This window comes from Streptomyces sp. NPDC051664 (genome assembly GCF_044453545.1).
GTDB lineage: Bacteria > Actinomycetota > Actinomycetes > Streptomycetales > Streptomycetaceae > Streptomyces.
Window position 1 is genome coordinate 718,205 of the sequence record NZ_JBITCU010000001.1, and the last position, 21,898, is coordinate 740,102.

Sequence of the window (21,898 nt, forward strand, 5' to 3'; positions counted from 1 at the left end):
AGGCAGGAGCCGCGCCGGACAGGAGCCGCGCCGGACAGGAGCCGCGCAGCGGCGACACACGGCAGCCCGTGCGGAGCCGTCGGAACGCGAAGAGGCGCCCCCCATGTGCGGTGGGGGCGCCTCTCCGCGTCGGTGCGAGGCGTCGGCGCAGGGCGGTCGGGCCGGGCGTCGGTCCGGGGCCGTCGGTGCAGAAGTGCCGTACGGGCCGGTCAGCCGGCTGCGGCGATGTGGTCGGCCGAGGCAGCCGCCTTGAGCTCCACCTCGCGCCGCCTGCGGCGGGCGAGCACCACACGGCGCTCGGCAGCCGTGAGGCCGCCCCACACCCCGTACGGTTCGGGCTGCACCAAGGCGTGTTCCCGGCATTCGACCATCACCGGACAGCGCGCGCAGACCCGCTTCGCGGACTCCTCGCGGGACAGTCGGGCAGCAGTCGGCTCCTTCGACGGGGCGAAGAACAGCCCGGCTTCGTCCCGGCGGCACACCGCCTCCGAGTGCCAGGGGCCGGCCTGGTCCTCCCGAGCAGGAGTGCCCTGGGTGGGAACGGCGGCGACCTGCAGGGGCTGATGCGGCAGTTGCAGCACGGTCTACTCCTGACGACGGCTTCGCGAGCGAGAGACGATGCAGCACTCCCTACCCGCTGTGCGTGCGCCTAAGCACTGAGTGGCACTGACTTCCGGGTGACGGAATTGCGGTCGCCCGAAAATTTGGCCGGATCCAGGGCGGTGCGGACCGCCGCCAACTCATGCGGGTTCAGTGGCCGAGGTGTTTGCGCAGCCGGTCGTGGAGATCCGTAATGAGTTTCCCGCGCTTCGGCTTTGCCTCGACGGTCCCGAAGACGGAATAGCCGTTGACGACGATCACCGGGGCTTCCGGGTCTGCGGATTCCAGTGTGACGACTTCGAAATTACCGAAGACGCCCGTGCCGCTACCGCGCAGCGAGATGTTCTCCGGGACCCTGATCTCGACACTGCCGAAGATGGAGGTCGCGTTGATGACGGTGAGCCTCTGGCTGAAAAGTGCCTCGGTCAGATCGATCTCCACGCTGCCGAAGAGCGCGAAGGCGTTCGTACGGCCACCGACCCGCCAGCGGCCCTTGCGGGTGGAGCTGCTGAAGATCGCCACCAGATTGTCGGCCGGGCCCGCGGGGGCCTCGGGGCCGTACGCGTACGGCGTGGCGGACGACGGCCGGGTGGCGCCGCCCGGGGTCGGCAGGTCCCGTACCAGCGGCTCGAGTTCGCCGACGGTCTTGGCGCGGTAGACGGCGTCGACCCGCTCGGCGTGCTCCTCGGCGGTCAGCCGGCCCTCGGCCATGGCCTCCCGCAGGATGTCCGCGATCCGGTCGCGGTCTGCGTCGGAGGCGCGGATGCCGGCGGGCGCGGGCGGCGCCGGGGCGGCGGGCTGCTGAGGGTGCTTTTCGAGGTCCACCGGCCCAGCGTACCCAAACGCGATAGATCGCGACTAGGGCCTGTCCGGTGGATCAGGGCCGGACAGGGCCCGGGGCGCACTCCGAGCCGATCGTGCGGGACGGTGAGCGCATGCACTGTTCGAACTGAGCCTTACCTCACAGGTTCGGCCCGCTTGCGGCGTTCTACCCTGGTGGGTGCGCTGCCCAAGGGTGGTCAGCCGCTGTCGCCGAGTGAGGAATGGCCGTAATGCCAGAGTTTGCGTACTCCGATCTGCTCCCGCTGGGAGAGGACACCACGCCGTACCGGCTGGTGACCGCCGAGGGCGTCTCGACCTTCGAGGCCGACGGCCGTACGTTCCTCAAGGTCGACCCGGAGGCGCTGCGCACCCTGGCCGCCGAGGCGATGCACGACATCTCGCACTATCTGCGCCCCGCACACCTGGCGCAGCTGCGGCGGATCGTCGACGACCCCGAGGCGTCGTCCAACGACAAGTTCGTTGCGCTCGACCTGCTGAAGAACGCGAACATCGCCGCCGCGGGTGTCCTCCCCATGTGCCAGGACACCGGCACCGCGATCGTCATGGGCAAGCGCGGGCAGAACGTGCTGACCGAGGGCGGCGACGAGGAGGCCCTGTCGCACGGCATCTTCGACGCGTACACCAAGCTCAACCTGCGCTACTCGCAGATGGCCCCGCTCAACATGTGGGACGAGAAGAACACCGGCTCGAACCTGCCGGCCCAGATCGAGCTCTACGCCACCGACGGCGGCGCGTACAAGTTCCTCTTCATGGCGAAGGGCGGCGGCTCGGCCAACAAGTCGTTCCTCTTCCAGGAGACGAAGGCCGTCCTGAACGAGGCCTCCATGATGAAGTTCCTGGAGGAGAAGATCCGTTCGCTGGGGACCGCGGCCTGCCCGCCGTACCACCTGGCGATCGTCGTCGGCGGTACGTCGGCCGAGTTCGCACTGAAGACCGCGAAGTACGCCTCCGCGCACTACCTGGACGAGCTGCCCGCCGAGGGTTCCCCGACCGGTCACGGCTTCCGGGACAAGGAGCTGGAGGAGAAGGTCTTCGAGCTGACGCAGAAGATCGGGATCGGTGCGCAGTTCGGCGGCAAGTACTTCTGTCACGACGTGCGCGTGGTGCGCCTGCCTCGGCATGGCGCCTCGCTGCCCGTCGCGATCGCCGTGTCCTGCTCGGCGGACCGTCAGGCCACCGCGAAGATCACCGCGGAGGGTGTCTTCCTGGAGCAGCTGGAGAAGGACCCGGCGCGCTTCCTGCCGGACACCACGGACGAGCACCTCGACGAGGCGGGTGACGTCGTCGAGATCGACCTGAACCGGCCGATGGACGACATCCTCGCCGAGCTGACCAAGTACCCGGTCAAGACCCGGCTCTCGCTGACCGGTCCGCTGGTCGTGGCGCGCGACATCGCGCACGCCAAGATCAAGGAGCGGCTGGACGCGGGCGAGGAGATGCCGCAGTACCTCAAGGACCACCCGGTCTACTACGCGGGCCCGGCGAAGACGCCCGAGGGATACGCCTCCGGTTCCTTCGGCCCGACGACGGCCGGCCGCATGGACAGCTACGTCGCACAGTTCCAGGCGGCGGGCGGCTCCAAGGTGATGCTCGCCAAGGGCAACCGGTCCAAGCAGGTCACCGACGCGTGCGACGCGCACGGCGGCTTCTACCTCGGCTCGATCGGCGGCCCGGCGGCACGCCTCGCCCAGGACTGCATCAAGAAGGTCGAGGTCGTCGAGTACGAGGAGCTCGGCATGGAGGCGGTCTGGAGGATCGAGGTCGAGGACTTCCCGGCGTTCGTCGTCGTCGATGACAAGGGCAACGACTTCTTCACCGAGCCCGCCCCGGCGCCGACGTTCACCAGCATTCCGGTGCGGGGTCCCGGCCTCGCCTGATCATTTCGCCCGTACCTGCCTGCGGGGGCGTTCCGGTTTCGGCCGGGACGCCCCCGCGGCGCGTCCGTACCGCTTCACTCAGGGCTCCAGCAGCCCCGACGTCGCGAGCAGATAGCCGAGTTGGGCGCGGCTGCTGCTGCCCAGTTGTTCCGAGACCTTCCGCATGTGTTCGGCCACGCTGCGACGGCTCATGCCGAGCCGGCGGGCGATCGACGCGTCCGTCTCACCGCCCACGACCGCCAGCAGAATGGTGCGCTGGAGGTCGGACATGATGACGGAGGAGCGCAGCGGCGCGCCGTCGGGACGGAGCGGGACGGAGCGGGACCAGGCGTTGTCGAATTGCCGGACCACCATGCTGACCAGGGCCGGGTGCTGGACCCGCAGCGCCGTGTGCGGCTCGTCGGGGACGGGTACGAACGCGGTTCCCCGGTCGCAGACGATGACCCGGTCGACGACTTCGGCGACCGTCCGTACCTCGGCTCCGGCCGACGTCACCTGCTCGATGTAGGAGAGCGTCGCCCGGTGCGAGCGGACGGTGTGCTGGTAGATCGTCCGCTGCCGCACTCCGCGCCGCAGCATCCGCAGATCGCGGGGCAGTGCCTCGCCGAGGACGTGCGAGGGGCGGCCTCCGCCGGGCTGTGCGGTGAGCAGCTCCTCCTGGCAACTGCCCACGGCCGCGTCAAGTGCCTTGCTGATGACGGCTCTTCCGACCAGCCGGGTGAGGACGGGCTGTTCGAGACGGTGCACTTCCGCGTACAGCCCCTCGAACGCGGCGAGACTGGCGCGGACCGCGCGCAGGTTGCGGCGCTGCTGGACGATCGCCTCCTCGATGGGGCCGAGTGCGGCGAACGATGCCGTCTCCGGCGGCACGGGGATCAGCGAACCCGGTGCGTCCCGGTCGGTCACCACCAGCTGCAGGGCCCGTAGACAGGCGGGTGCCCCGTCCTGCGGAAGGCTTCCCTGCATGAGCGCGCGCCGGTACGCCGCCAGGGCCGTCTCGCAGGGACGGTCGGGCGACGATTCGCGGCAATCACATGCCCGTGGGCCGGATTGATCGTCCTTCACAAGTATGCAGATTACATTTGTGCAAACGGCTCACCATCGGGGGTCGTGGTTGCTCGACGAGTATGTCCGGGTGAAGCTCGGTATCGACCAGACCAACAGCCATTCCGACGACGGACCGGACAGCACGGCGCACGGCGAACGGCGTTATCGATTCCTTGTCGCCGGATACGCCATCTCTTCGTACGGCACCTTCCTGAATATGGTGGCGCTCAATCTGTTCGTCTATGAGACGACGGGCCGGGCGATCGCCATGGGGCTGTTCATGGCGGTGCGGCTGGGGTCCGGCTTTGTCGCCGGTCTGACGGCCGGCACGCTGCTCGCGCGCTTCACCGCCAAGACCGTGATGGTCTGGACGAATGTGGCACAGGCGGCGGTGATGCTGCTGCTGGTCCTTGCGCCGGACGGGCTGCGCACGGGCGCGCTGGTGGCCGTCTCGGTGGTGGTCGGGTCCTGCGGAACGCTCTTCATGGTGTCGCTGCGCAGTTCCATTCCCGAGATGGTGGGCGCCGACCGGCGCGGCTGGGCGAACTCCCTTTCCATCACCGGGCGTTCGCTGGCGATGGTGGCCGGCTTCGCATCGGCCGGTGTGGTCGTGTCGCTGGTCGGTTACACCGCCGCGTTCCTGGTGGACATGGCCACCTTTGTGATCTGTGCCGTGACGGTGGCGCTGCTGCCGATCGCGGGCGGAGGCAGAGGGAAGAGCGCTCGGCCGGATTCGGAGGGGGATTCCGGCGGGCGCGCCGAACGGGGTGCGGCGGCCGCGGAGAAGGCAGGGCGGCGGCGGATGCCCGTCGCGTTCGTCGCGCTGGCCGCCGCGCCCGGTCTCGGCCTGATGGTGGCGCTGCGCGGGGTGGACGCGTTCGGTTCGTCGTCCCACAACGCGGCGCTGCCGATCTACTCCACCGAGCTGGACGCCTCGCGCCCGGCCGTGTTCGTCAGCGCCTTCTGGTGCCTGTGGGCGCTGGGGAACGTCGTCGCACAACAGGTGATCCAGCGGTACGCGAAGCGCACCGGCCGATCGGTGGGTGCGCTGGGCTTCGGTTACGGCACGATCGTGATGTCCGGGGCGTTCATCCTGGCGTTCGCGGGGTTCCCGTTGGTGGCGACAGCGGTGATCGCACTGGTCGCGGGAGCCGCCGACGGGCTCACGGAGGTCTCGTACACCTCGCATCTGCAGACGCTCTCCACCGACCTGCGCGGGCATGCGTTCGGGCTCTCCGCGACGTTCGAGAATCTTGGCTTCGGCGTCGGAATGATCCTTGTCGCAGCGGCACTTGACCGCTACAGCCCGCTGACGGTCGTCGGATGGTCCCATGGCGTTGCGATGGTGGTCGCGGTGGCGTTCCTGCTCCGGGTGGCGGGGCTGCGGAGGGGAGAGAAGCGCGGTGGTGGAGACGGCGGGAGAGCCGGAACAGGAGCGGGGGAACGAGAACCGCATCGCGGTGATCGGGATGGCGTTGAGGTTCCCGGGGGCTGACACCCCCGAGCAGTACTGGCGCGACATCCGGGCGGGTGTCTCGCATGTACGCCGGTTCACCGCAGCCGAGTTCGCCGCCGCAGGGATACCGGAGGCGGAGTACGGGGCGGAGGGGTTCGTCGGGGCGGCGGCGCTGCTGGACGGCGACGCGCACGGTGGCATCGACGGGTTCGACGCCGGGTTCTTCGGGATGAGCGGGCGCGAGGCGGCCCTCACCGATCCGCAGCAGCGGCTCTTCCTGGAGTGCTGCTTCCACGCCCTGGAGGACGGCGGCTACGCCGGTCACGACGAGTCGTTACGGACAGGGGTGTACGGGAGCGCCGGTTACCGCCTCTACTCCCTGCACAGCTATCTCGCCGAGAACCTGGCCACGGAGGCACGGTCCGGCGACTGGATGACCGTCAAACAGGTCCAGGTCGGCAACTACCCGGATTTCACTGCCAATCGGGCCGCGTTCCGGCTCGGTCTGACCGGTCCCGCGGTCAATGTGGCGACGGCGTGCTCCAGTTCGCTGGTCTCCGTGCATCTGGCCTGTCAGGCGCTGCGCGCCGGTGACGCCGATCTGATGCTGGCCGGCTCGGCGGCGCTGCATCTGCCGCAGGTGACGGGGCACCGCCATGTGAAGGGTTCCACGCTCTCCCGGACCGGTGCCGTGCGGGCCTTCGACGCGGGTGCGGACGGCACGGTCGGCGGCAACGGTGTCGCTGCCGTCCTGCTGAAGCCGCTGGACCGGGCGCTCGCCGACGGAGACACCGTGCACGCCGTGATCCTGGGCTCGTCGGTCACCAACGACGGCGCGGCGAAGACCGGTTTTGCCGCACCGGGCGTCGCCGGGCAGCGAGATGCCGTGCTCGGCGCGCTGCGGTCCGCCGGGGTCCCGGCGGAATCGGTGGGTTACGTGGAGGCGCACGGCACCGGCACGTTCAAGGGCGACCCGATCGAGTTCGCCGCCCTCACGGAGGCGTTCCGCCGGCACACCGACCGGACCGGGTTCTGCGCGCTGGGCTCCACCAAACCCGCCATCGGACACCTCGACAGTGCGGCAGGGCTGGCCGGTCTGATCAAGGCGGTCCTGGTGCTGCGGCACGGGATCGTCCCGCCGCTGGTGAACTTCCGGGCGCCGAATCCGGCGCTCGCCGTCGAGTCGAGCCCGTTCGTCCTACCGGGGCGGGAGACGGCGTGGCCGGTGCCTGGGGAGGTACGGCGAGCCGGGGTGCACTCGATCGGGATGGGCGGTACCAATGCGCACGTGATTCTCGAGCAGGCGCCCGTGGCGCGGGAGACGCGGCGGGCACGGACTCCGGGGCGGGAGCGGAACGTTTCCTCGGAGACGTTGCCCCTGCTGCCGTTGTCCGGCGCGAGCCGCGAAGCGCTGGTGGCGTACGCCGGAGCGTTCCGCGAGCGGCTGGTGCGCGGGCCCGAGGCGGCGCCCGCCGATCTGCTGGTCACGGCCGCACTGGGGCGACGCCATTTGCGCCACCGGCTGGTCGTGACGTCCGAGGATCCGGTGGCGGGGCTGGACGCTTTCCTGGCGGGGGCGGCCCCGGGCGGTGCGTACGACACAGGGGTCGTCGAGCAGGAGCCGGAGCGGCCCGTCTTCCTCTTCAGCGGGCAGGGCGGCGGACATCCGGGCATGGGCTCGGAGCCTGCCGCCCGCTTCCCCGTCGTGGCCGAGGTGCTCGCCTCCTGCGCCCGCGTCTACGAGGAGGAGACGGGGAACGGCGATTTCCTCGACCGGGTCGTGCACGGCCACGGCCCGGCCGCCTGGACCACCGACTTCGCGCAGCCCGCCCTCTTCGCCCTCCAGATCGCCCAGGCCCGCCTCTGGCAGCAGCTCGGCGTCACGCCCTCGCTGGTCGCCGGGCACAGCGTCGGCGAGTACGCGGCGCTCTGCGTGGCCGGGGCGCTGAGCATGGAGGACGGGATGCGGCTGCTGTGCCGGCGCGGTCGGCTGATGCAGGAGCGGTCGGCGGCCGGTGCGATGCTCGCGGCGTTCGTACCGGAGGCGCGGGTACGGGAGTTGCAGGCCGCCGTCGAGGGGCTGGAGCTCGCCGTGGCCAACGGGCCGGCCCACCATGTCGTCGCCGGGCCCCCGGAGGCGGTCGAGGCCGCGCGCGCCCTGCTGGCGGCGGGCGGAGAGGCGTACGAGCCACTGGCCGTGGACCGGGCCTTTCACACCGCCCTGCTCGATCCGGTCCTCGACGAGTTGCGGACCGCCGTGGAGAAGACCGGGCTGCTCCCGCTCCGTACGCCGTTCGTCAGCGGGCTCGACGGGGCGGTGCGGCACCCGGGGTGGCGCCCCGACGCCGACTATCTGGTCCGGCAGGCACGCCGGACCGCCGACTTCCACGCGGTGCTGCGGGCCATCGGGTCCACGGGAGCCGCTCGACCCACCGGACCCTCCGGCGCGGTCCTCCTCGAACTCGGCCCCTCCGCCGCGCTGACCGGGATGGCGCGCCGGGTGCTGCCGGGTGCGGCCCCCGTACCGACATCGGCGTTCCGGCACGCGGTGGCCCGGCTGCACTGCGCGGGGGTGGCCGTCGACTGGGCGGCGTTGCTCGCGGGGTGCGGCGGCCGGCGGGTGCCGCTGCCGACGTATCCGTTCCAGCACCAGTCCCACTGGGTCGGTCCGCCGCCGATCCCGACCACTTCGTACGTACCCGAGCGCACAACGGAGGATGGCATGACCGAACAGGCCGTACTGGACCGGGTTTTGGCGCTTACCGCCGGCCATCTCGGCTATCGGCCGTCGGAGGTCGGTGCGGACAGGACGTACGTCGGCCTGGGCGCCGACTCACTCCAACTCATCGGCATGGTACGGCAGTTGGAGGCAGAGTTCGGTACGGAGATCGCGATACGGGAGATACTGGAGGAGGCGGGCACCCCCCGGCTCACGGCTCGCCTGATATCGACGCGCACGGCTCCGAAACCGCAGGTGGAGGACGAACCGGAACCGGTCTACGCGACGCGCGCCGAGGTCGAGGAACTGACCCGTCAGGTGACCCAGCTGGCCCGCAACCAGGCCGCGATGCTCACCCAGCTCTCGGATGCCGTGGCCTTGCTTACCGGCATCTCCGCCGCCGCCCCCGAGGGTGACCGCCGATGAACCACACGGACGGTGCCGCCGTCGAGGTGGCCCGCGCGGCGGAGCTCTCGCGTCGCCTGACCGAACAGCTCGCAGCCGCTGCTGCCCCCACCCCGCACCGCTCCCCCTCCACCGCTGCCGCACAGCACGGCCCCCGCCTCGTCGTGGATCCCGCGGCCGGCATGGCCGGGGCGGGCGCCGACGCCGCCCAGCGCGCGCACACCGCGTCCCTCGTCCGGCGGTTCACCGAGCACACCCGCACCTCGAAGGAGCTGGCGCAACAGCATCGGCCGGTGCTCGCCGACAGCCGGGCCGTCGTCGGGTTCCGCCAGGCCACCAAGGAGATGCTGTACCCGATCGCCGCCCGGTCCGCGCACGGGTCGCGGCTCACCGATGTCGACGGCAACGACTACACCGACATCACCATGGGCTTCGGCGCCCTGCTCTTCGGGCACGAGCCGGAGTTCGTCACCGATGCCGTACAGCGCCATCTCTCGCAGGGCCTCCGGTTCGGTCCCCGCTCCCCCGACACCGGTGAAGTGGCCGCACTGCTGGCCGAGATGACGGGGATGGAGCGGGTGGCGTTCGCGAGCTCCGGTACGGAGGCGAACTCGGCGGCGCTCCGGCTGGCCCGGGCCGCGACCGGGCGCGACAAGGTCGTCATGTTCCGCGGCTCGTACCACGGGCACATCGACTCCGTGCTCGGCCGCCCCGGCGGTCCGGGCGGCCCGGGTGCCGTGCCCGTCTCACGCGGCATCCCCGCGAGCGCCGTCGCCGAGCTGATCGTGCTGGAGTACGGCAGCCAGGATGCCCTCGACACCATCGACACGCTCGGTGACACCGTGGCGGCCGTCCTCGTCGAGCCCGTCCAGTGCCGCAACCCCGCACTCCGCCCGGCCGACTTCCTGCGGTCGCTGCGCGACCTGACTGCCCGCCGCGGCATCGTGCTCCTCTTCGACGAGATGCTGACCGGTCTGCGCCCGCACCCGCGCGGCGCCCAGCACCACTTCGGCGTAGTCCCCGACCTGGCCACCTACGGCAAGGCACTCGGCAGCGGCTTCCCGATCGGCGCGATCGCGGGCCGCGCCGACATCCTCGACGGCGTCGACGGCGGTCTCTGGCAGTACGGGGACGACAGCAGACCCCCGCACGAGAGCACCTTCTTCGGCGGTACGTATATGCAGCACCCGCTCTCGATGGCCGCGGCGCGGGCGGTCCTCACCCACCTCAAGGAGGAGGGCCCCGGTATCCAGGAGCGGCTGAACGCCCGGACCGACGCGCTCGCCGACCGCCTCAACCGCTTCTTCCGGGACGAGGATTTCCCGCTCGAACTGGCCCACTTCGGCTCGATGTTCCGGTTCACGCACCGCGCCGACGTGGAGCTGCTCTACCACCACCTCCTGCTGCGCGGCCTGTACGTCTGGGAGTGGCGCAGCTTCTATCTCTCCACCGCGCACACCGACGACGACGTGGCGGCGGTCGCCTCCGCCGTGGAGGGTTCGCTGCACGAACTGCGCGACGGAGGCTTCTTCCCGTCGGCGGAGCGGCCCGCCCGGCCACTGCCCGCACCGCGCACCCGCCCCGCCCCCGACCTCGGCGTCTACTTCTTCGGCGACTACCCGGAGAGCGCGGACACGGCCAAGGCGTACGACAGCGTCATCGAGACCGCCCGCTTCGCCGACGAGCGCGGCTTCAGCTCCGTCTGGCTGCCCGAGCGGCACTTCCACTCCTTCGGCGGCCTCTTCCCCAACCCCGCGGTACTCGCCGCCGTTCTCGCCCGCGAGACCGAGCGGATCAGGATCAACGCGGGCTCGGTCGTCCTGCCGCTGCACGACCCGATCCGGGTCGCCGAGGAGTGGTCGGTCGTCGACAACCTTTCCGGCGGTCGGGTCGGCATCGGCTGCGCCACCGGCTGGCACGCGCAGGACTTCGCCCTGCACCCGGACCGGTTCGTGGACCGCCGGGAGATCGCCTTCTCCCATCTCGACGACGTCCGCCGGCTGTGGGCCGGCGAGTCCGTGGCGCGGCGGACGGGCGAGGGCGCCGAGACCGGCGTACGCATCCATCCCCGTCCGGTGCAGGCCGAGCCGCCGATGTTCCTCGCCACCTCCGGGCAGCGTTCCTCGTACGGGGAGGCGGCCCGGCGCGGGCTGGGGATCGTCACCAACCTCATGAGCCAGACCGTGGCCGAACTGGCCGCGAACATCGATCACTACCGGCAGGTGCGCGCCGACTGCGGACTCGATCCGGACGGCGGCCGGGTGACCGTCCTGGTCCACACCTACCTCGGTACGGATCACGCTGTCGCGCGGGCCGAGGCGCTGGAGCCGATGAGTCGCTATCTGCGCTCGTCGCTCCTGATGCGGTCGGCCGCCACCGCGCTGGGCCGCAGCCCCGAGGACGTCGCGACGGCGAGCGAGGAGGACCTGGACTATCTGTTCCGCCGGGCGTACGACCGGTACTGCGACCAGCGGGCCCTGATCGGCACCCCGGAGAGCTGCGCCCCGCTCGTCGACGCCCTGCACACGGCCGGGGCGGACGAGATCGCTGCGCTCGTCGACTTCGGGCTGCCCGAGGAGCGGATGCGGTCGGGGCTGGAACAGCTGGATCTGCTGCGGCGCCGCACCCAGGAGCGGAAGACGCCGGAGGCACAGGGGTCGCAAGAGACGCAGGGGCCACAGAAGGCGCAGAGGTCACAGGGGGCGCAGGACATCACCGCGCCCGCCACCTCCGCGCAGCGGCGGCTCTGGCTCGCGGCCCGGCTGCTCGGCAACTCCGCCGCGTACAACGAGACCCAGGCGGTCCGTCTGCACGGCCGGCTCGACGAGTCAGCCCTCCGTGTCGCCCTGGACGGGCTGGTCGCCCGCCATGCCGGGCTGCGGACCGTGTTCCGGGCCGGCAGCGGCGACGAGACCGTGGTCCAGGTCGTCCGGCCCGGGCTGCGCATCCCGCTCCTGGTGACGGACGCCCGGGGGCAGTCCCCCGACGGGGCCGACCGGACGATCGCGGCGGCGCTCGCCGAGGAGAGCGGGCGCGGTTACGACCTGGCCGAGGGACCGCTGTTCACACCCCGGCTGATCCGGCTCGCGGACGACGACCAGGTGCTGGTGCTCGGCATGCACCACATCGTCACCGACGCCCACTCCGCGGGGCTGGTGACGAGTGACCTCGAGGAGCTGTACCGGGCGGCGGCGGCGTACCGTGCGCCGGTCTTCGCACGGCCTGCCGGCACGACGGCCGGTGCACCGGAACCGCCCCGGGACCCGGCCGATCTGACGTGGTGGCGCGAGCAGTTGGGTGAGAAGCCGCCGGTGCTCGAGCTGCCCACCGACCGGCCGCGCGAGCGCCGGGTCGCGGGGCGCGGCGGGGCGGTGGCCGTACGGGTCGACCAGGAGCGGACCGTACGGTGGCAGGAGTGGAGCGGGGAGCAGGGCGCCACACTGTTCGCGACGCTGTGCACGGCGTGGCAGCTGGTGCTGCGCGGTCGGTCGGGTCAGGACGAGTTCGTGCTCGGGTCCACCTTCGGGCGGCGCACCCCCGGGACCCGGGACACGGTCGGCTTCCATGTGGCGCTGCTGCCGCTGCGGGTGTCGCTGCCGGACGGTACGGACACGGCCGATGCAGTACGGGCCACCGGGCGCGCCCTGCGCGAGGCGGACGAGCGGCAGCTGGTCGACCTGGACGCCCTGCTCGTCGGGGCGCACCCGGACCCGGGCAACCCGCGCCCCCTGATCACTGTGTCGGTGGACCTGGACAACGAGACGCTGTCGCGGATCGACCTGCCGGGACTGCGGGCGGAGGAGGTGCCCGCCGGGACGGAGTCCGCCCCGCTGGAACTCGCCCTGATGGCGACGCGTACCGCATCGGGCCTGCGGCTGCGGCTGCGCTACGACGCGGATCTGTTCGACGCGGAGACGGCGCGCGGGTATCTCGACGAGCTGGTCGGGACGCTGGAGTCGATGACGGGTGGCGGCAGGGCCACCGGGGACGAATCACCGCGCTCCACCGCGGACACGCTCCGGGACGCCTGGGAGTCCGTCCTCGACGTCCGCGGCTTCCCCGCCGAGACCAACTTCTTCGACCTCGGCGGCAATTCGATCACCGCGATCCGCCTGGTCAACCGGGTTCGGGACGCGCTCGGTGTCGACTATCCGATGGCGGACTTCTTCTCCGACGCCACGCTGCGGGCGATGACCGACCAGCTCGCGGCCGAGCCCGCACCCACCGGGGAGGACGTCGAGGTCATCGACCGTGCCCCGGTCAGCGACCAGCAGGCCCGGATGATCGCCGGACACCACTCCGTACCGCACTCCGAGTTGTGGAACATCCCGACCCGGATCACCTTCACCGGCGCGCTGGACGTGCCGGCGCTGCGGTCCGCGCTCACCGAGCTGACGGCCCGGCACCACTCCCTGCGGACCCGGTTCGTCGAGGAGAACGCGTCCTGGTGGCAGGAAGTCGTCGCCGCGCAACCCGTCGATCTGCCCGTCGAGGACCTCACCGGCCTGCCGCCTGGCCAACGGCGTTCCCGGGCCGATGAGTTGTGCCGCGAAACCGCTGCCACCGGCTTCGATCTCTCGCAGCCCGCGCATCCCCGACTGCGGCTGCTGCGCGTCGAGCAGGACCGCTGGGCGCTGATGTTCGTCCTGCACCACATCACCGCCGACGGCTGGTCCCTGTCGCTCCTGCTCGCCGAGATCGCCGCGCTGTACACCGCGGCGGCGAAGGGCGTGCCGCACACTCTCGACCCTCCGGGCTCGCAGGTCACGGAGTACGCCCGCCGGCAGCGCGCCCAGGACGACCCGGAGACCGAGGCCCGCCGGGCCGCGTACTGCGCCGCGTATCTCGAAGGGGTGCCGTCCCGGGTGCCCGTACCGACCGACCGCCCCCGGCCCGCACAGCTCAGCGGGCTCGGCGACACCGTCCGCGGCCGGGCGTCGGGGGCGGTGCGGGCGGCCGTCGAGGAGTTCGCCAGGTCTGTTCACACCACCCCGTTCGCGGTGGCGGCCACGGTGCTCGGAGTGTTTCTGACCAGGCTCTCCGGGGAGCCGGACATTCTGCTGAGCGTCCCGTACGCCAACCGTCAGGGCACCGCCTTCGAATCGCTCGTCGCCATGACGTCGACGGCGGTGATGGTCCGCGTACGACAGGATTCGGCCAATCTCGAGACCACCTGTGCCGAGCTGACGGCGCGCACCGGGGCGGGGGCGATGGGAGCGATGGCGCACGTGCTGCCGACGGCCCGGATCATGCAGGCGATGCGCGATGCGGGCGCGGACGACGTACCGGACCGGGTGCCGCATGTGCTCGCCTTCCAGAACTCCCTCGACACGGACATCGAGATCCCCGGTCTGGGCGTCGAGGTGGAGGATCTGGCACCGCCTCTTTCACGCAGCGAGCTGTGCTTCGGGCTTGCGCCGTGCCGGGACCGTACGAAGGGTTATCGGACGTTCCTGGAGTACTCCACCGACCTGTGGAACCGAGAGACAGCTGAAGAACTCCTCAGCTCGTACATCACGCTGCTCGAAGAGTTCTGCGCCCGGCCGGACCGCCCGGTCCGGGAACTGCTGCTTCCGTCGTCCCCGTCCCCGTCCGCCACACCCTCGAAGCTCTCGCCTCCACCCTCACGCCCGAAGCCCTCACCCCCACCCTCACCCTCGAAACCGAACAGCGGAAAGGCGGACGCCGTATGACGCCGGCCCACCACCCCAGTCACCCCAGTCACACCGACGACCTGCTCTCCTTCATCCGGGCCAGCCCGTCCCCGTACCACGCGGTGGCGAGCGCCATCCAACGGCTGGAGAAGGCCGGCTTCCGCGAGCTGCGCGGTACGGACGACTGGACGGGCACGACCGGCGGCAGCTTCGTCGCCCGCGGCGGCGCCCTGATCGCGTGGTACGTCCCCGAGGACGCCCCGGCGCACACCCCGTTCCGGATCGTCGGCACGCACACCGACTCGCCGAACCTGCGGATCAAGCCCAACCCCGACACGGGCTCGGCAGGCTGGCGCCAGATCGCCGTGGAGATCTACGGCGGGGTCCCGCTCAACACCTGGCTCGACCGCGACCTGGGCGTCTCCGGACGGCTCGCGCTGCGCGGGCCCGGCGGCACGACCGAGTCGCGGCTCGTCCAGATCGACGAACCGCTGCTGCGGGTGCCGCAGTTGGCGATCCACCTGGACCGTTCCGTCAACGAGGGACTGGCACTCGACCGGCAGCGTCATGTGGCCCCCCTGTGGGCGCTCGGCGCCCCCGAGGAGGGCGCGCTGCTGCGCCGGGTGGCGGTGGCCGCCGAGGTCGACCCGGACGAGGTGCTCGGCTGGGACCTGATGCTGCACGACGTCCAGCCGCCCGGATATCTGGGCGCGGACCGGGAGTTCGTCGTCTCGTCACGGCTGGACAACCTGGTGTCGGTGCACGCCGGCGTCACCGCCCTGGCCGGCGCGGCGACGGGAGCCGAGCGGCCCTCGTACATCCCCGTCCTGGCGGCCTTCGACCACGAGGAGGTCGGCAGCGGTTCCGAGACGGGTGCGCAGAGCCCCATGCTGGAGCGGGTCCTGGGCCGCTCCGTCACCGCGCGCGGCGGCAGCTCGGAGGACTGGTCCCGAGCGGTGTCGGGGGCCTTCTGCGTCTCCGCCGACATGGCGCACGCGGTGCACCCCAACTACGCGGAGCGGCACGACCCGGACCACCACCCGCTGCCCAACGGCGGGCCGACGATCAAGGTCAACGTCAATCAGCGGTACGCCACCGACAGCACCGGGATGGCCGTGTTCGCGGCGGCGTGCGAGCGGGCGGGTGCGCCGTGGCAGCCGTTCGTCTCCAACAACGCGATGCCGTGCGGTACGTCGATCGGTCCGCTCACCGCGGCCCGGCTGGGTGTCGCGACCGTCGATGTAGGAGTACCGGGACTCTCCATGCACTCGGCGCGCGAGCTGTGCGGGGCGGACGACCCGGCGTATCTGGCCGCCATCCTGGGCGCGTTCGTGACATGCGGCTGACCCTCCCGTACCCCCTCGACCGGAAGAGAGACCGTGGAAGAGACTGTCCTGATCTGCCTGCCCTTCGCCGGGGCGGGTGCGTCGTTCTTCACGCCGTGGCAGGGGCAGGCCCCGGCGGGGCTGACGATCCTGCCGGTGCAGCTGCCGGGCCGGGAGAAGCGGTTCGCCGAGCCCGCGTACACCTCGGCGGCCGAGGCCGTGGACGACGCGTACACCCAGGTCACCGCCACGCTCGGGGGCACGGGCCGACGGGTGGCCGTGTTCGGTCACAGCATGGGCGCGGTACTCGCGTACGAGCTGGCGCACCGGCTCGAACGCGAGCCGGGGATCCGTCTCGAAGCGCTCTTCGTCAGCGGCTCGCCCGGCCCGTGGACGGCCCGCACCGACCGGGCGGGCGGACTGCCGGAGGACGAGTTCGTCGCACGGGTGAAGAGCTTCGCCGGGTACGCGCATCCGGCGCTGGAGAACCCGGAGATGCGCGAGCTGCTGCTGCCGTCGCTCCGGGCCGACGTACAACTGCACGAGAGCTACCGGCCGGCCTCCGAGCGGCCGCTGACCGTGCGCGTCGTCTCGGTCCGCGGGCGTACGGACACGCTCGTCGGTGCGGCCGGCGCAGCCGAGTGGGGGTGGGCGACGAGCGGGAAGCTGACCGTCGCCGAGCTGGACGGCGGGCACATGTATCTGGCCGACCGTCCGGGCGCACTGCTGGAACTGATCGCCACCGAACTGGGCGAGGGATGACGACGAGCGGCGGCACCGGGCGGCTGGCCGGGCGGACCGCGCTGATCACGGGTGCGGCACGCGGGCTCGGCAGGGCCTGTGCGCTGACGTTCGCCCGCGAGGGCGCGGATCTGCTGCTGCTCGATGTGTCGGGTCCGCTGCCGGGCGTGCCGTATCCCCTCGGTTCAGCGAGCCAGCTCGCGTACACGGCGGAGCTCTGCCGCGATGCGGGCTCCGCCGTGCTGACCCGGCAGGCGGACGTGCGGGATCTCGGCGCGCTGGAGGCGGCGGCGGACGATGCGGAGGAGCGATTCGGTCGGATCGACGTCCTCGTCAACAACGCGGGGATCGCGGCCCCTTCGGGCCGTTCCGCACACGAGATCACCGAGCCCGAGTGGCAGCTGATGATCGATGTGGACCTCGGCGGTGCCTGGCGGGCGATCCGGGCCGTCGGCGGACGGATGACGGCGCAGGGATCCGGCTCCATCGTCAACATCGCGTCGACGGCGGGCCTGGTCGGCTACCGGCACTTCGCCGGTTACGTCGCCGCCAAGCACGGCCTCGTCGGGCTGACCAAAGCCGTCGCGCTGGACTACGCGCCGCGCAAGGTGCGGGTGAACGCGGTGTGCCCCGGATCGGTGCGGGACGACGAGGCGATGGAGGGCCGGATGCTCGCGGAGATCGCCCGGTCGCTGGAGGTGCCGGTCGCCGAGCATGAGGAGACGTTCGTCCGGGCGCAGCCGATGAACGCACTCGTCGAGCCACAGGATGTCGCGGACGCGGCGCTATGGCTGGCGTCGGACGAGTCGCGTCAGGTGACGGGGAGCGTGTTGACGGTCGACGGCGGATTCACGACGCGCTGAGGCGCACCCCTACGAGGAGGAGAGCACCGGTGCCAACTGCCCGCCATACGCTGACGGTCCGCCTGCCACGGGGTGCGACGGACGACGGCACGGTCGCGACCGTGCTCGCGACGGCGTCGAAGCGGTGGTGGCCGGACGGCCCGCAGCCCCGGTTGTGGGCCGAGACCGTCCCGGCACCGGCGGACTCGGAGAGGGCAGCACGCCGCCGCGAGACCGAGACCCGACGTCCGCTCGGACCGGGGCAGCCGCTGCGGGTGCTGCTGCTGCGGTACGAGGAGGAGGGCGCGGGTGAGTCCGGAGGCGGGAGCGCACACGCCCCTGCGACGGACGCCACAGGCAACGTCGCGAGCACCCTCGCAGGCGGGACCGCGGGCGATCCCGCGGGTGAGTCCGCCGGCGGGACCGGGCAGGGCACCGTGCGCACGCCCGTGTCCCGTCCCGGTGATCTCGTCCTCGTCGCCGATCCGGCCGCGTTGGACGCGACCTCGCTCCGACTGATCTCCCGCGTGCTCTGCGGGGAGCTCGGCCCGGATGAGGTACGGACGGCGGAGCACTCCCCCGCAGCGCGTCCCGCCCGCCTCCCCGGCCCCGAAGCCCTGCGGCGCGCTGCCGCCACCGCACTCGTGCGCGCACGGTACGAGGGCAGGTCGTCCGTACGCGTGACCGTGCCCGTTTCGGCGCTCGACCGGCCTGGGAACACCCTTGGCGCGTTCGACGGCCGGGCCGTGCTCGAAGCCGACCTGTCCGAGGACCGTACGGTCGGGGAACTTCTCGCCACTCCTCTCTCTCCTCCGGGCGACGACGTCATCGACGAAGCCATGGACGAAGCCGCCCCCTCCGAGCGCCATGTCGCACGCGTACAGGACCAGTTGGCCACCGTGCCGCCCGAGACCCCTCTCATCGACCTCGTCCTGCTCGACGAGACGGAGTCCGCCGAGCAGCTCGCCCTCGGCCGCCCGGCCGCCCCGCCGCCTCTCCCTTCCCGCCGCATCGACGAGGCCTTCGCGGACCAGGTCGCCCTGCGCCCCGACGCGCCCGCGCTGACCTGTGGCGGGCACACCCTGACCTACCGGGAGCTGGACTCCCGCGCCGACGAACTCGCCGCCGGGCTGCGCGCCCGGGGCGTCCGGACCGGTGATCATGTGGGTCTCTGCCTGCCCCGCTCGGCGGACCTCGTCGCGATGATGCTCGCCGTCCTCAAAGCGGACGCGATCTACGTACCGCTGGATCCGGACCACCCCGCGGACCGCCGCGCCCGCACGGCCGAGGACGCCGGGCTGCGGCTGACGGTGGAGGACACCGCCACCCTCACCGGCCACCCGGCCGACCACCGGGCCGCCACCGCCCGGCCCGCCACCACCCCGGCGTATGTCATCCACACCTCCGGCTCGACCGGCCGCCCCAAGGGTGTCGTCGTGCCGCACGCCAATGTCCTCGCCCTCATCGAGGCCACCCGCGTCGACTTCGGTCTCGGCCCCGGCGACACGTGGACGCTCTTCCACTCCAGCGCCTTCGACTTCTCCGTCTGGGAGATCTGGGGCGCCCTGCTGACCGGCGCCCGGCTGGTCGTCGTCGACTACTGGGTGTCGCGCTCCCCCGCCGACTTCCACGCCCTGCTCGTACGGGAGGGGGTCACCGTTCTCAGCCAGACCCCGTCCGCATTCACCCAGCTCATGGCCGCCGACCGGGAGCACGGGGAACGCCAGGGCCAGGGCACGCCGCTCGCCCTGCGCCTGGTCGTCCTCGGCGGCGAACCGCTGGACGCCCGCCCGCTGCGCGACTGGTTCGACCGCCACCCCGAGGACCGCTGCCGGCTGGTCAACATGTTCGGCATCACCGAGACGACGGTCCATGTCACGGCGCAGACGGTGACCCGGCGCACGGCGCTGTCCGGATCCCGCTCGGTGGGGCGTCCGCTGCCCGGCTGGTACGTGTACGTGCTCGACGCCCGGGGCAGGCCGGTCCCGCTTGGGGCACCCGGCGAGATCCATGTCGGCGGCGCCGGGGTCGCGACCGGGTACCTGGGCCGCCCGGACCTGACCGGGCGGCGCTTCGTACCCGACCCGTGGCACGGCGGACGGATGTACCGCAGCGGCGATCTGGGCCGGCTGCTCCCTGACGGCACGCTGGAGCATCTGGGCCGGATCGACAGCCAGGTGAAGGTGCGCGGGTTCCGGATCGAGCTGGACGAGATCCGTCACGTGCTGCTGGCCGATCCGTCCGTGACCGCGGCGGCGGTGGCGGTGTCCGGGGACGCGTTCCTGGATGCGGCGGGTGTGCGGATCGATGCGTACGTGGTTCTGGCGGCGGACCCGGTCGGCACGGCCGACGACATACGCCGACGGGCGGCGAAGCTGCTGCCGGAGCACATGCTGCCCGCGTCGGTGACCGCCCTGCCGCGGCTCCCGCTCACCTCGAACGGCAAGCTGGACCCGTCCCGGCTGCCCGCCCCGACGGCCCCGGCCGACGCCCCGCGCGGCACCGCTGCCCCCGCGGACCCCTTCGCCGAACTCACCGGGATCTGGGAGTCCGTCCTCGGCGTGCCGGTCGGCCCCGACGACAACTTCTTCGATCTGGGCGGCAATTCGCTCTACGCGATCCGTCTCGCCACCGCGATGCGGGAGCGCGGTCTGCCTCCGGTGCCGCTGCGGCGGCTCTATCTGTCGCCGACGGTCCGGTCCCTGAGCGAGGCGGTGGACGAGTGACGGCGCGGTGGCCGCACTGCGCGACCGCCCCGCCGTCATGCGCCCTGCGGCCCTACGCGAAACGCTGCTTCGCCGTCCCGTCGCACGCCTGGAGCTTCAGCGGGTCCTTGGCCGACGCGAGCGTCAGGCACAGCCCGGTCGAAGCCGCCGGGCGCAACGTGCCCGACTCCTGGACGAACTGCTGGTTCGCCGAGCCCGAGCAGTTCCACAGGATGAGCGTGGCACCCGCCCGGTAGTCGGCGCCCGGCACATCGAGGCACCGGTCATGGCTCAGTTCCGTACGGACGGCCTTCGTGCCTGCGTCGTACCACCAGCCCTGGTTGCGGCCGCCGTGACAGTCCCAGCCCGCGATCTTCGTGTTGTTGCGGGTCACCGACGCGGGGACGTCGACACACGTGCCGGTGGCCTCGTTCTTGAGGGGCTGGAAGACCGAGTCCCAGGCGGCAGGCTCGAGGACCGGCTTTCCGGTGCTGGCCGGGTCGGCGCAGCTCGCCTCGCGCAGACCGGAGTTGTAGATCTGGGTCAGGCAGGAGGCGAAGGCGGCGTGCCCGCGCGCGTTGGGGTGGAAGGACTGCCGGACGGAGTTGGAGTCCGGCGGGAAATGCGACAGGTCGATGTAGAGGCCGCGGGCCCAGGTGTCCTCCATGCAGACCTCGTGGCCGTGGAAGAGCCGGGAGTTGTCGAGGTAGACGGCCCCGGTGTCGGCGGCGGCCTTGCGCATTCCGCGCTCGAAGGCGGGGACGGCGACGTCACGGCCCCAGGCGGCGTCGGATTCGTAACCCGCGCAGCCACCCGGAATCTTGCCGGGGAAGTTCGGGTTGTCGTTGAAGTCGGGGCCGATGGGGCTGGGGTAGCCCATGACCACGAGCTTGTAGTCGCCACTGGCGTAACCGGCGTCGGACATGACGGTCTTCAGGTCGCGGACGGTCTTCTCGACCTTGGGGACGAGCCCGTCGACCCGAGCCTGCCAGCCGCCCTCGTACGTCGGCCGGCACGCGCCCTGGAGCAGCACCCAGCGCTCCACGCAGTCCGTCATCACCGGGCCGAACTGGAGGTCGTCGTTGGCGCCGGCCACGAGCACGATCATCTTGATGCGGGTGTTGCGGGCCTTGATGGCGAGGTTGTCGCTCTGCACGAGTTCGTCGGCGTACTGCCTGGATCCGCCGATCACGATGTTTCCGGTGTACGCGCCCGAGCAGGAGACGTTGTACGTGACGTCGGCGGGGATCCCGGTGCGGTGGATGGCGGAGTCGGGCGAGCGGTGGCACCAATTGTCGGGGCCGTTGGTGCCTGCCTCGTACGTTCCGACTCCCTCGCCGGAGATCTCGCTGTCGCCGAGCGAGATCAGCCCGGTCCTGCGGTCGGCGAGCGGGCGCTCGGCCGGATCGCCGTACAGCCGGGTGGCTTCGGCGGCGCGGATGGCCTCCAGCTCGGGCGGGAGGGGGGTGGATGCGGTAGGGGTGGTACCGGACCGGTGTGCCGCGCCGGCCGGCCCGGCGGCAGCGGTCATGCCGCCCAATGCCGCCGCCATGGCCGCGACGGCCGCGACCGTACAGCGGAGTCTGTGTCTGGTGCGCCTCATTGCGCCTCCCCGGGTTGTGGTTACCCCCGGTATTTACTGGTCGGTAGGCAACTTGGGAATACGCAGAACAAGACAAGTGCT

The 21,898-nt window shown here is 71.7% G+C and carries 12 protein-coding genes; 8 read left to right on the plus strand and 4 right to left on the minus strand.

The window, feature by feature from the left end; all coding sequences use genetic code 11:
* Positions 1 to 209 precede the first annotated feature (209 nt).
* Together ACIA8E_RS03235 and ACIA8E_RS03240 are read right to left on the minus strand one after the other, a co-directional pair.
* Positions 210 to 581: a WhiB family transcriptional regulator gene (locus ACIA8E_RS03235; protein ID WP_030915067.1), complete on the minus strand. Its 372-nt coding sequence runs from the start codon at positions 579 to 581 to the stop codon at positions 210 to 212.
* A gap of 169 nt (positions 582 to 750) precedes the next feature.
* The gene (locus ACIA8E_RS03240; RefSeq protein WP_399293705.1) at positions 751 to 1,425 is read right to left on the minus strand and encodes a DUF1707 domain-containing protein; all 675 of its coding nucleotides are present in this window, start codon (positions 1,423 to 1,425) and stop codon (positions 751 to 753) included.
* A 227-nt stretch (positions 1,426 to 1,652) separates the two neighbouring features.
* Between ACIA8E_RS03240 and ACIA8E_RS03245 the strand changes: the two genes are divergently transcribed.
* Complete coding sequence (locus ACIA8E_RS03245; protein ID WP_399293708.1) at positions 1,653 to 3,320, plus strand: fumarate hydratase; 1,668 nt, start codon at positions 1,653 to 1,655, stop codon at positions 3,318 to 3,320.
* A gap of 78 nt (positions 3,321 to 3,398) precedes the next feature.
* Here the strand turns inward: ACIA8E_RS03245 and ACIA8E_RS03250 are convergent, their stop codons facing one another.
* Complete coding sequence (locus ACIA8E_RS03250; protein ID WP_399293711.1) at positions 3,399 to 4,385, minus strand: LuxR C-terminal-related transcriptional regulator; 987 nt, start codon at positions 4,383 to 4,385, stop codon at positions 3,399 to 3,401.
* Positions 4,386 to 4,584: 199 nt separating this feature from the next.
* Here ACIA8E_RS03250 and ACIA8E_RS03255 point away from each other — a divergent pair, with 199 nt between their 5' ends.
* Genes ACIA8E_RS03255 through ACIA8E_RS03285 form a run of 7 tightly spaced genes read left to right on the plus strand, consistent with a single transcriptional unit; the run spans position 4,585 to position 20,235 of the window.
* Positions 4,585 to 5,862: an MFS transporter gene (locus ACIA8E_RS03255; RefSeq protein ID WP_399293838.1), complete on the plus strand. Its 1,278-nt coding sequence runs from the start codon at positions 4,585 to 4,587 to the stop codon at positions 5,860 to 5,862.
* Positions 5,774 to 8,968 (plus strand): type I polyketide synthase, encoded by a 3,195-nt coding sequence (locus ACIA8E_RS03260; protein ID WP_399293714.1) that lies wholly within the window; start codon positions 5,774 to 5,776, stop codon positions 8,966 to 8,968. The genes ACIA8E_RS03255 and ACIA8E_RS03260 overlap by 89 nt, the downstream gene beginning before the upstream one ends.
* Complete coding sequence (locus ACIA8E_RS03265; RefSeq protein ID WP_399293717.1) at positions 8,965 to 14,640, plus strand: MupA/Atu3671 family FMN-dependent luciferase-like monooxygenase; 5,676 nt, start codon at positions 8,965 to 8,967, stop codon at positions 14,638 to 14,640. The genes ACIA8E_RS03260 and ACIA8E_RS03265 overlap by 4 nt, the downstream gene beginning before the upstream one ends.
* Positions 14,637 to 15,947, plus strand: a complete 1,311-nt coding sequence (locus ACIA8E_RS03270) for a M18 family aminopeptidase (RefSeq protein WP_399293719.1) — start codon at positions 14,637 to 14,639, stop codon at positions 15,945 to 15,947. The genes ACIA8E_RS03265 and ACIA8E_RS03270 overlap by 4 nt, the downstream gene beginning before the upstream one ends.
* 33 nt (positions 15,948 to 15,980) lie before the next feature.
* Positions 15,981 to 16,688, plus strand: coding sequence for a thioesterase II family protein (locus tag ACIA8E_RS03275; protein WP_399293721.1), 708 nt, complete (start codon positions 15,981 to 15,983; stop codon positions 16,686 to 16,688).
* Positions 16,685 to 17,530: an SDR family oxidoreductase gene (locus tag ACIA8E_RS03280; protein ID WP_399293723.1), complete on the plus strand. Its 846-nt coding sequence runs from the start codon at positions 16,685 to 16,687 to the stop codon at positions 17,528 to 17,530. The genes ACIA8E_RS03275 and ACIA8E_RS03280 overlap by 4 nt, the downstream gene beginning before the upstream one ends.
* A 29-nt stretch (positions 17,531 to 17,559) precedes the next feature.
* The gene (locus ACIA8E_RS03285; protein ID WP_399293726.1) at positions 17,560 to 20,235 is read left to right on the plus strand and encodes an amino acid adenylation domain-containing protein; all 2,676 of its coding nucleotides are present in this window, start codon (positions 17,560 to 17,562) and stop codon (positions 20,233 to 20,235) included.
* 52 nt (positions 20,236 to 20,287) lie between these two features.
* On the opposite strand, the gene ACIA8E_RS03290 is transcribed toward ACIA8E_RS03285, so the two are convergent.
* On the minus strand, positions 20,288 to 21,817 hold the full coding sequence (locus ACIA8E_RS03290; protein WP_399293729.1) for a ricin-type beta-trefoil lectin domain protein: 1,530 nt from the start codon (positions 21,815 to 21,817) through the stop codon (positions 20,288 to 20,290).
* Between the last annotated feature and the right edge of the window lie 81 nt (positions 21,818 to 21,898).

Excerpts from the sequence above, each read along its gene's own strand:
- ACIA8E_RS03245 (WP_399293708.1), top strand. The coding sequence starts at position 1,653 with ATGCCAGAGTTTGCGTACTCCGATCTGCTCCCGCTGGGAGAGGACACC.
- ACIA8E_RS03255 (WP_399293838.1), top strand. The coding sequence starts at position 4,585 with ATGGTGGCGCTCAATCTGTTCGTCTATGAGACGACGGGCCGGGCGATC.
- ACIA8E_RS03265 (WP_399293717.1), top strand. The coding sequence starts at position 8,965 with ATGAACCACACGGACGGTGCCGCCGTCGAGGTGGCCCGCGCGGCGGAG.
- ACIA8E_RS03270 (WP_399293719.1), top strand. The coding sequence starts at position 14,637 with ATGACGCCGGCCCACCACCCCAGTCACCCCAGTCACACCGACGACCTG.
- ACIA8E_RS03280 (WP_399293723.1), top strand. The coding sequence starts at position 16,685 with ATGACGACGAGCGGCGGCACCGGGCGGCTGGCCGGGCGGACCGCGCTG.
- ACIA8E_RS03290 (WP_399293729.1), bottom strand. The coding sequence starts at position 21,817 with ATGAGGCGCACCAGACACAGACTCCGCTGTACGGTCGCGGCCGTCGCG.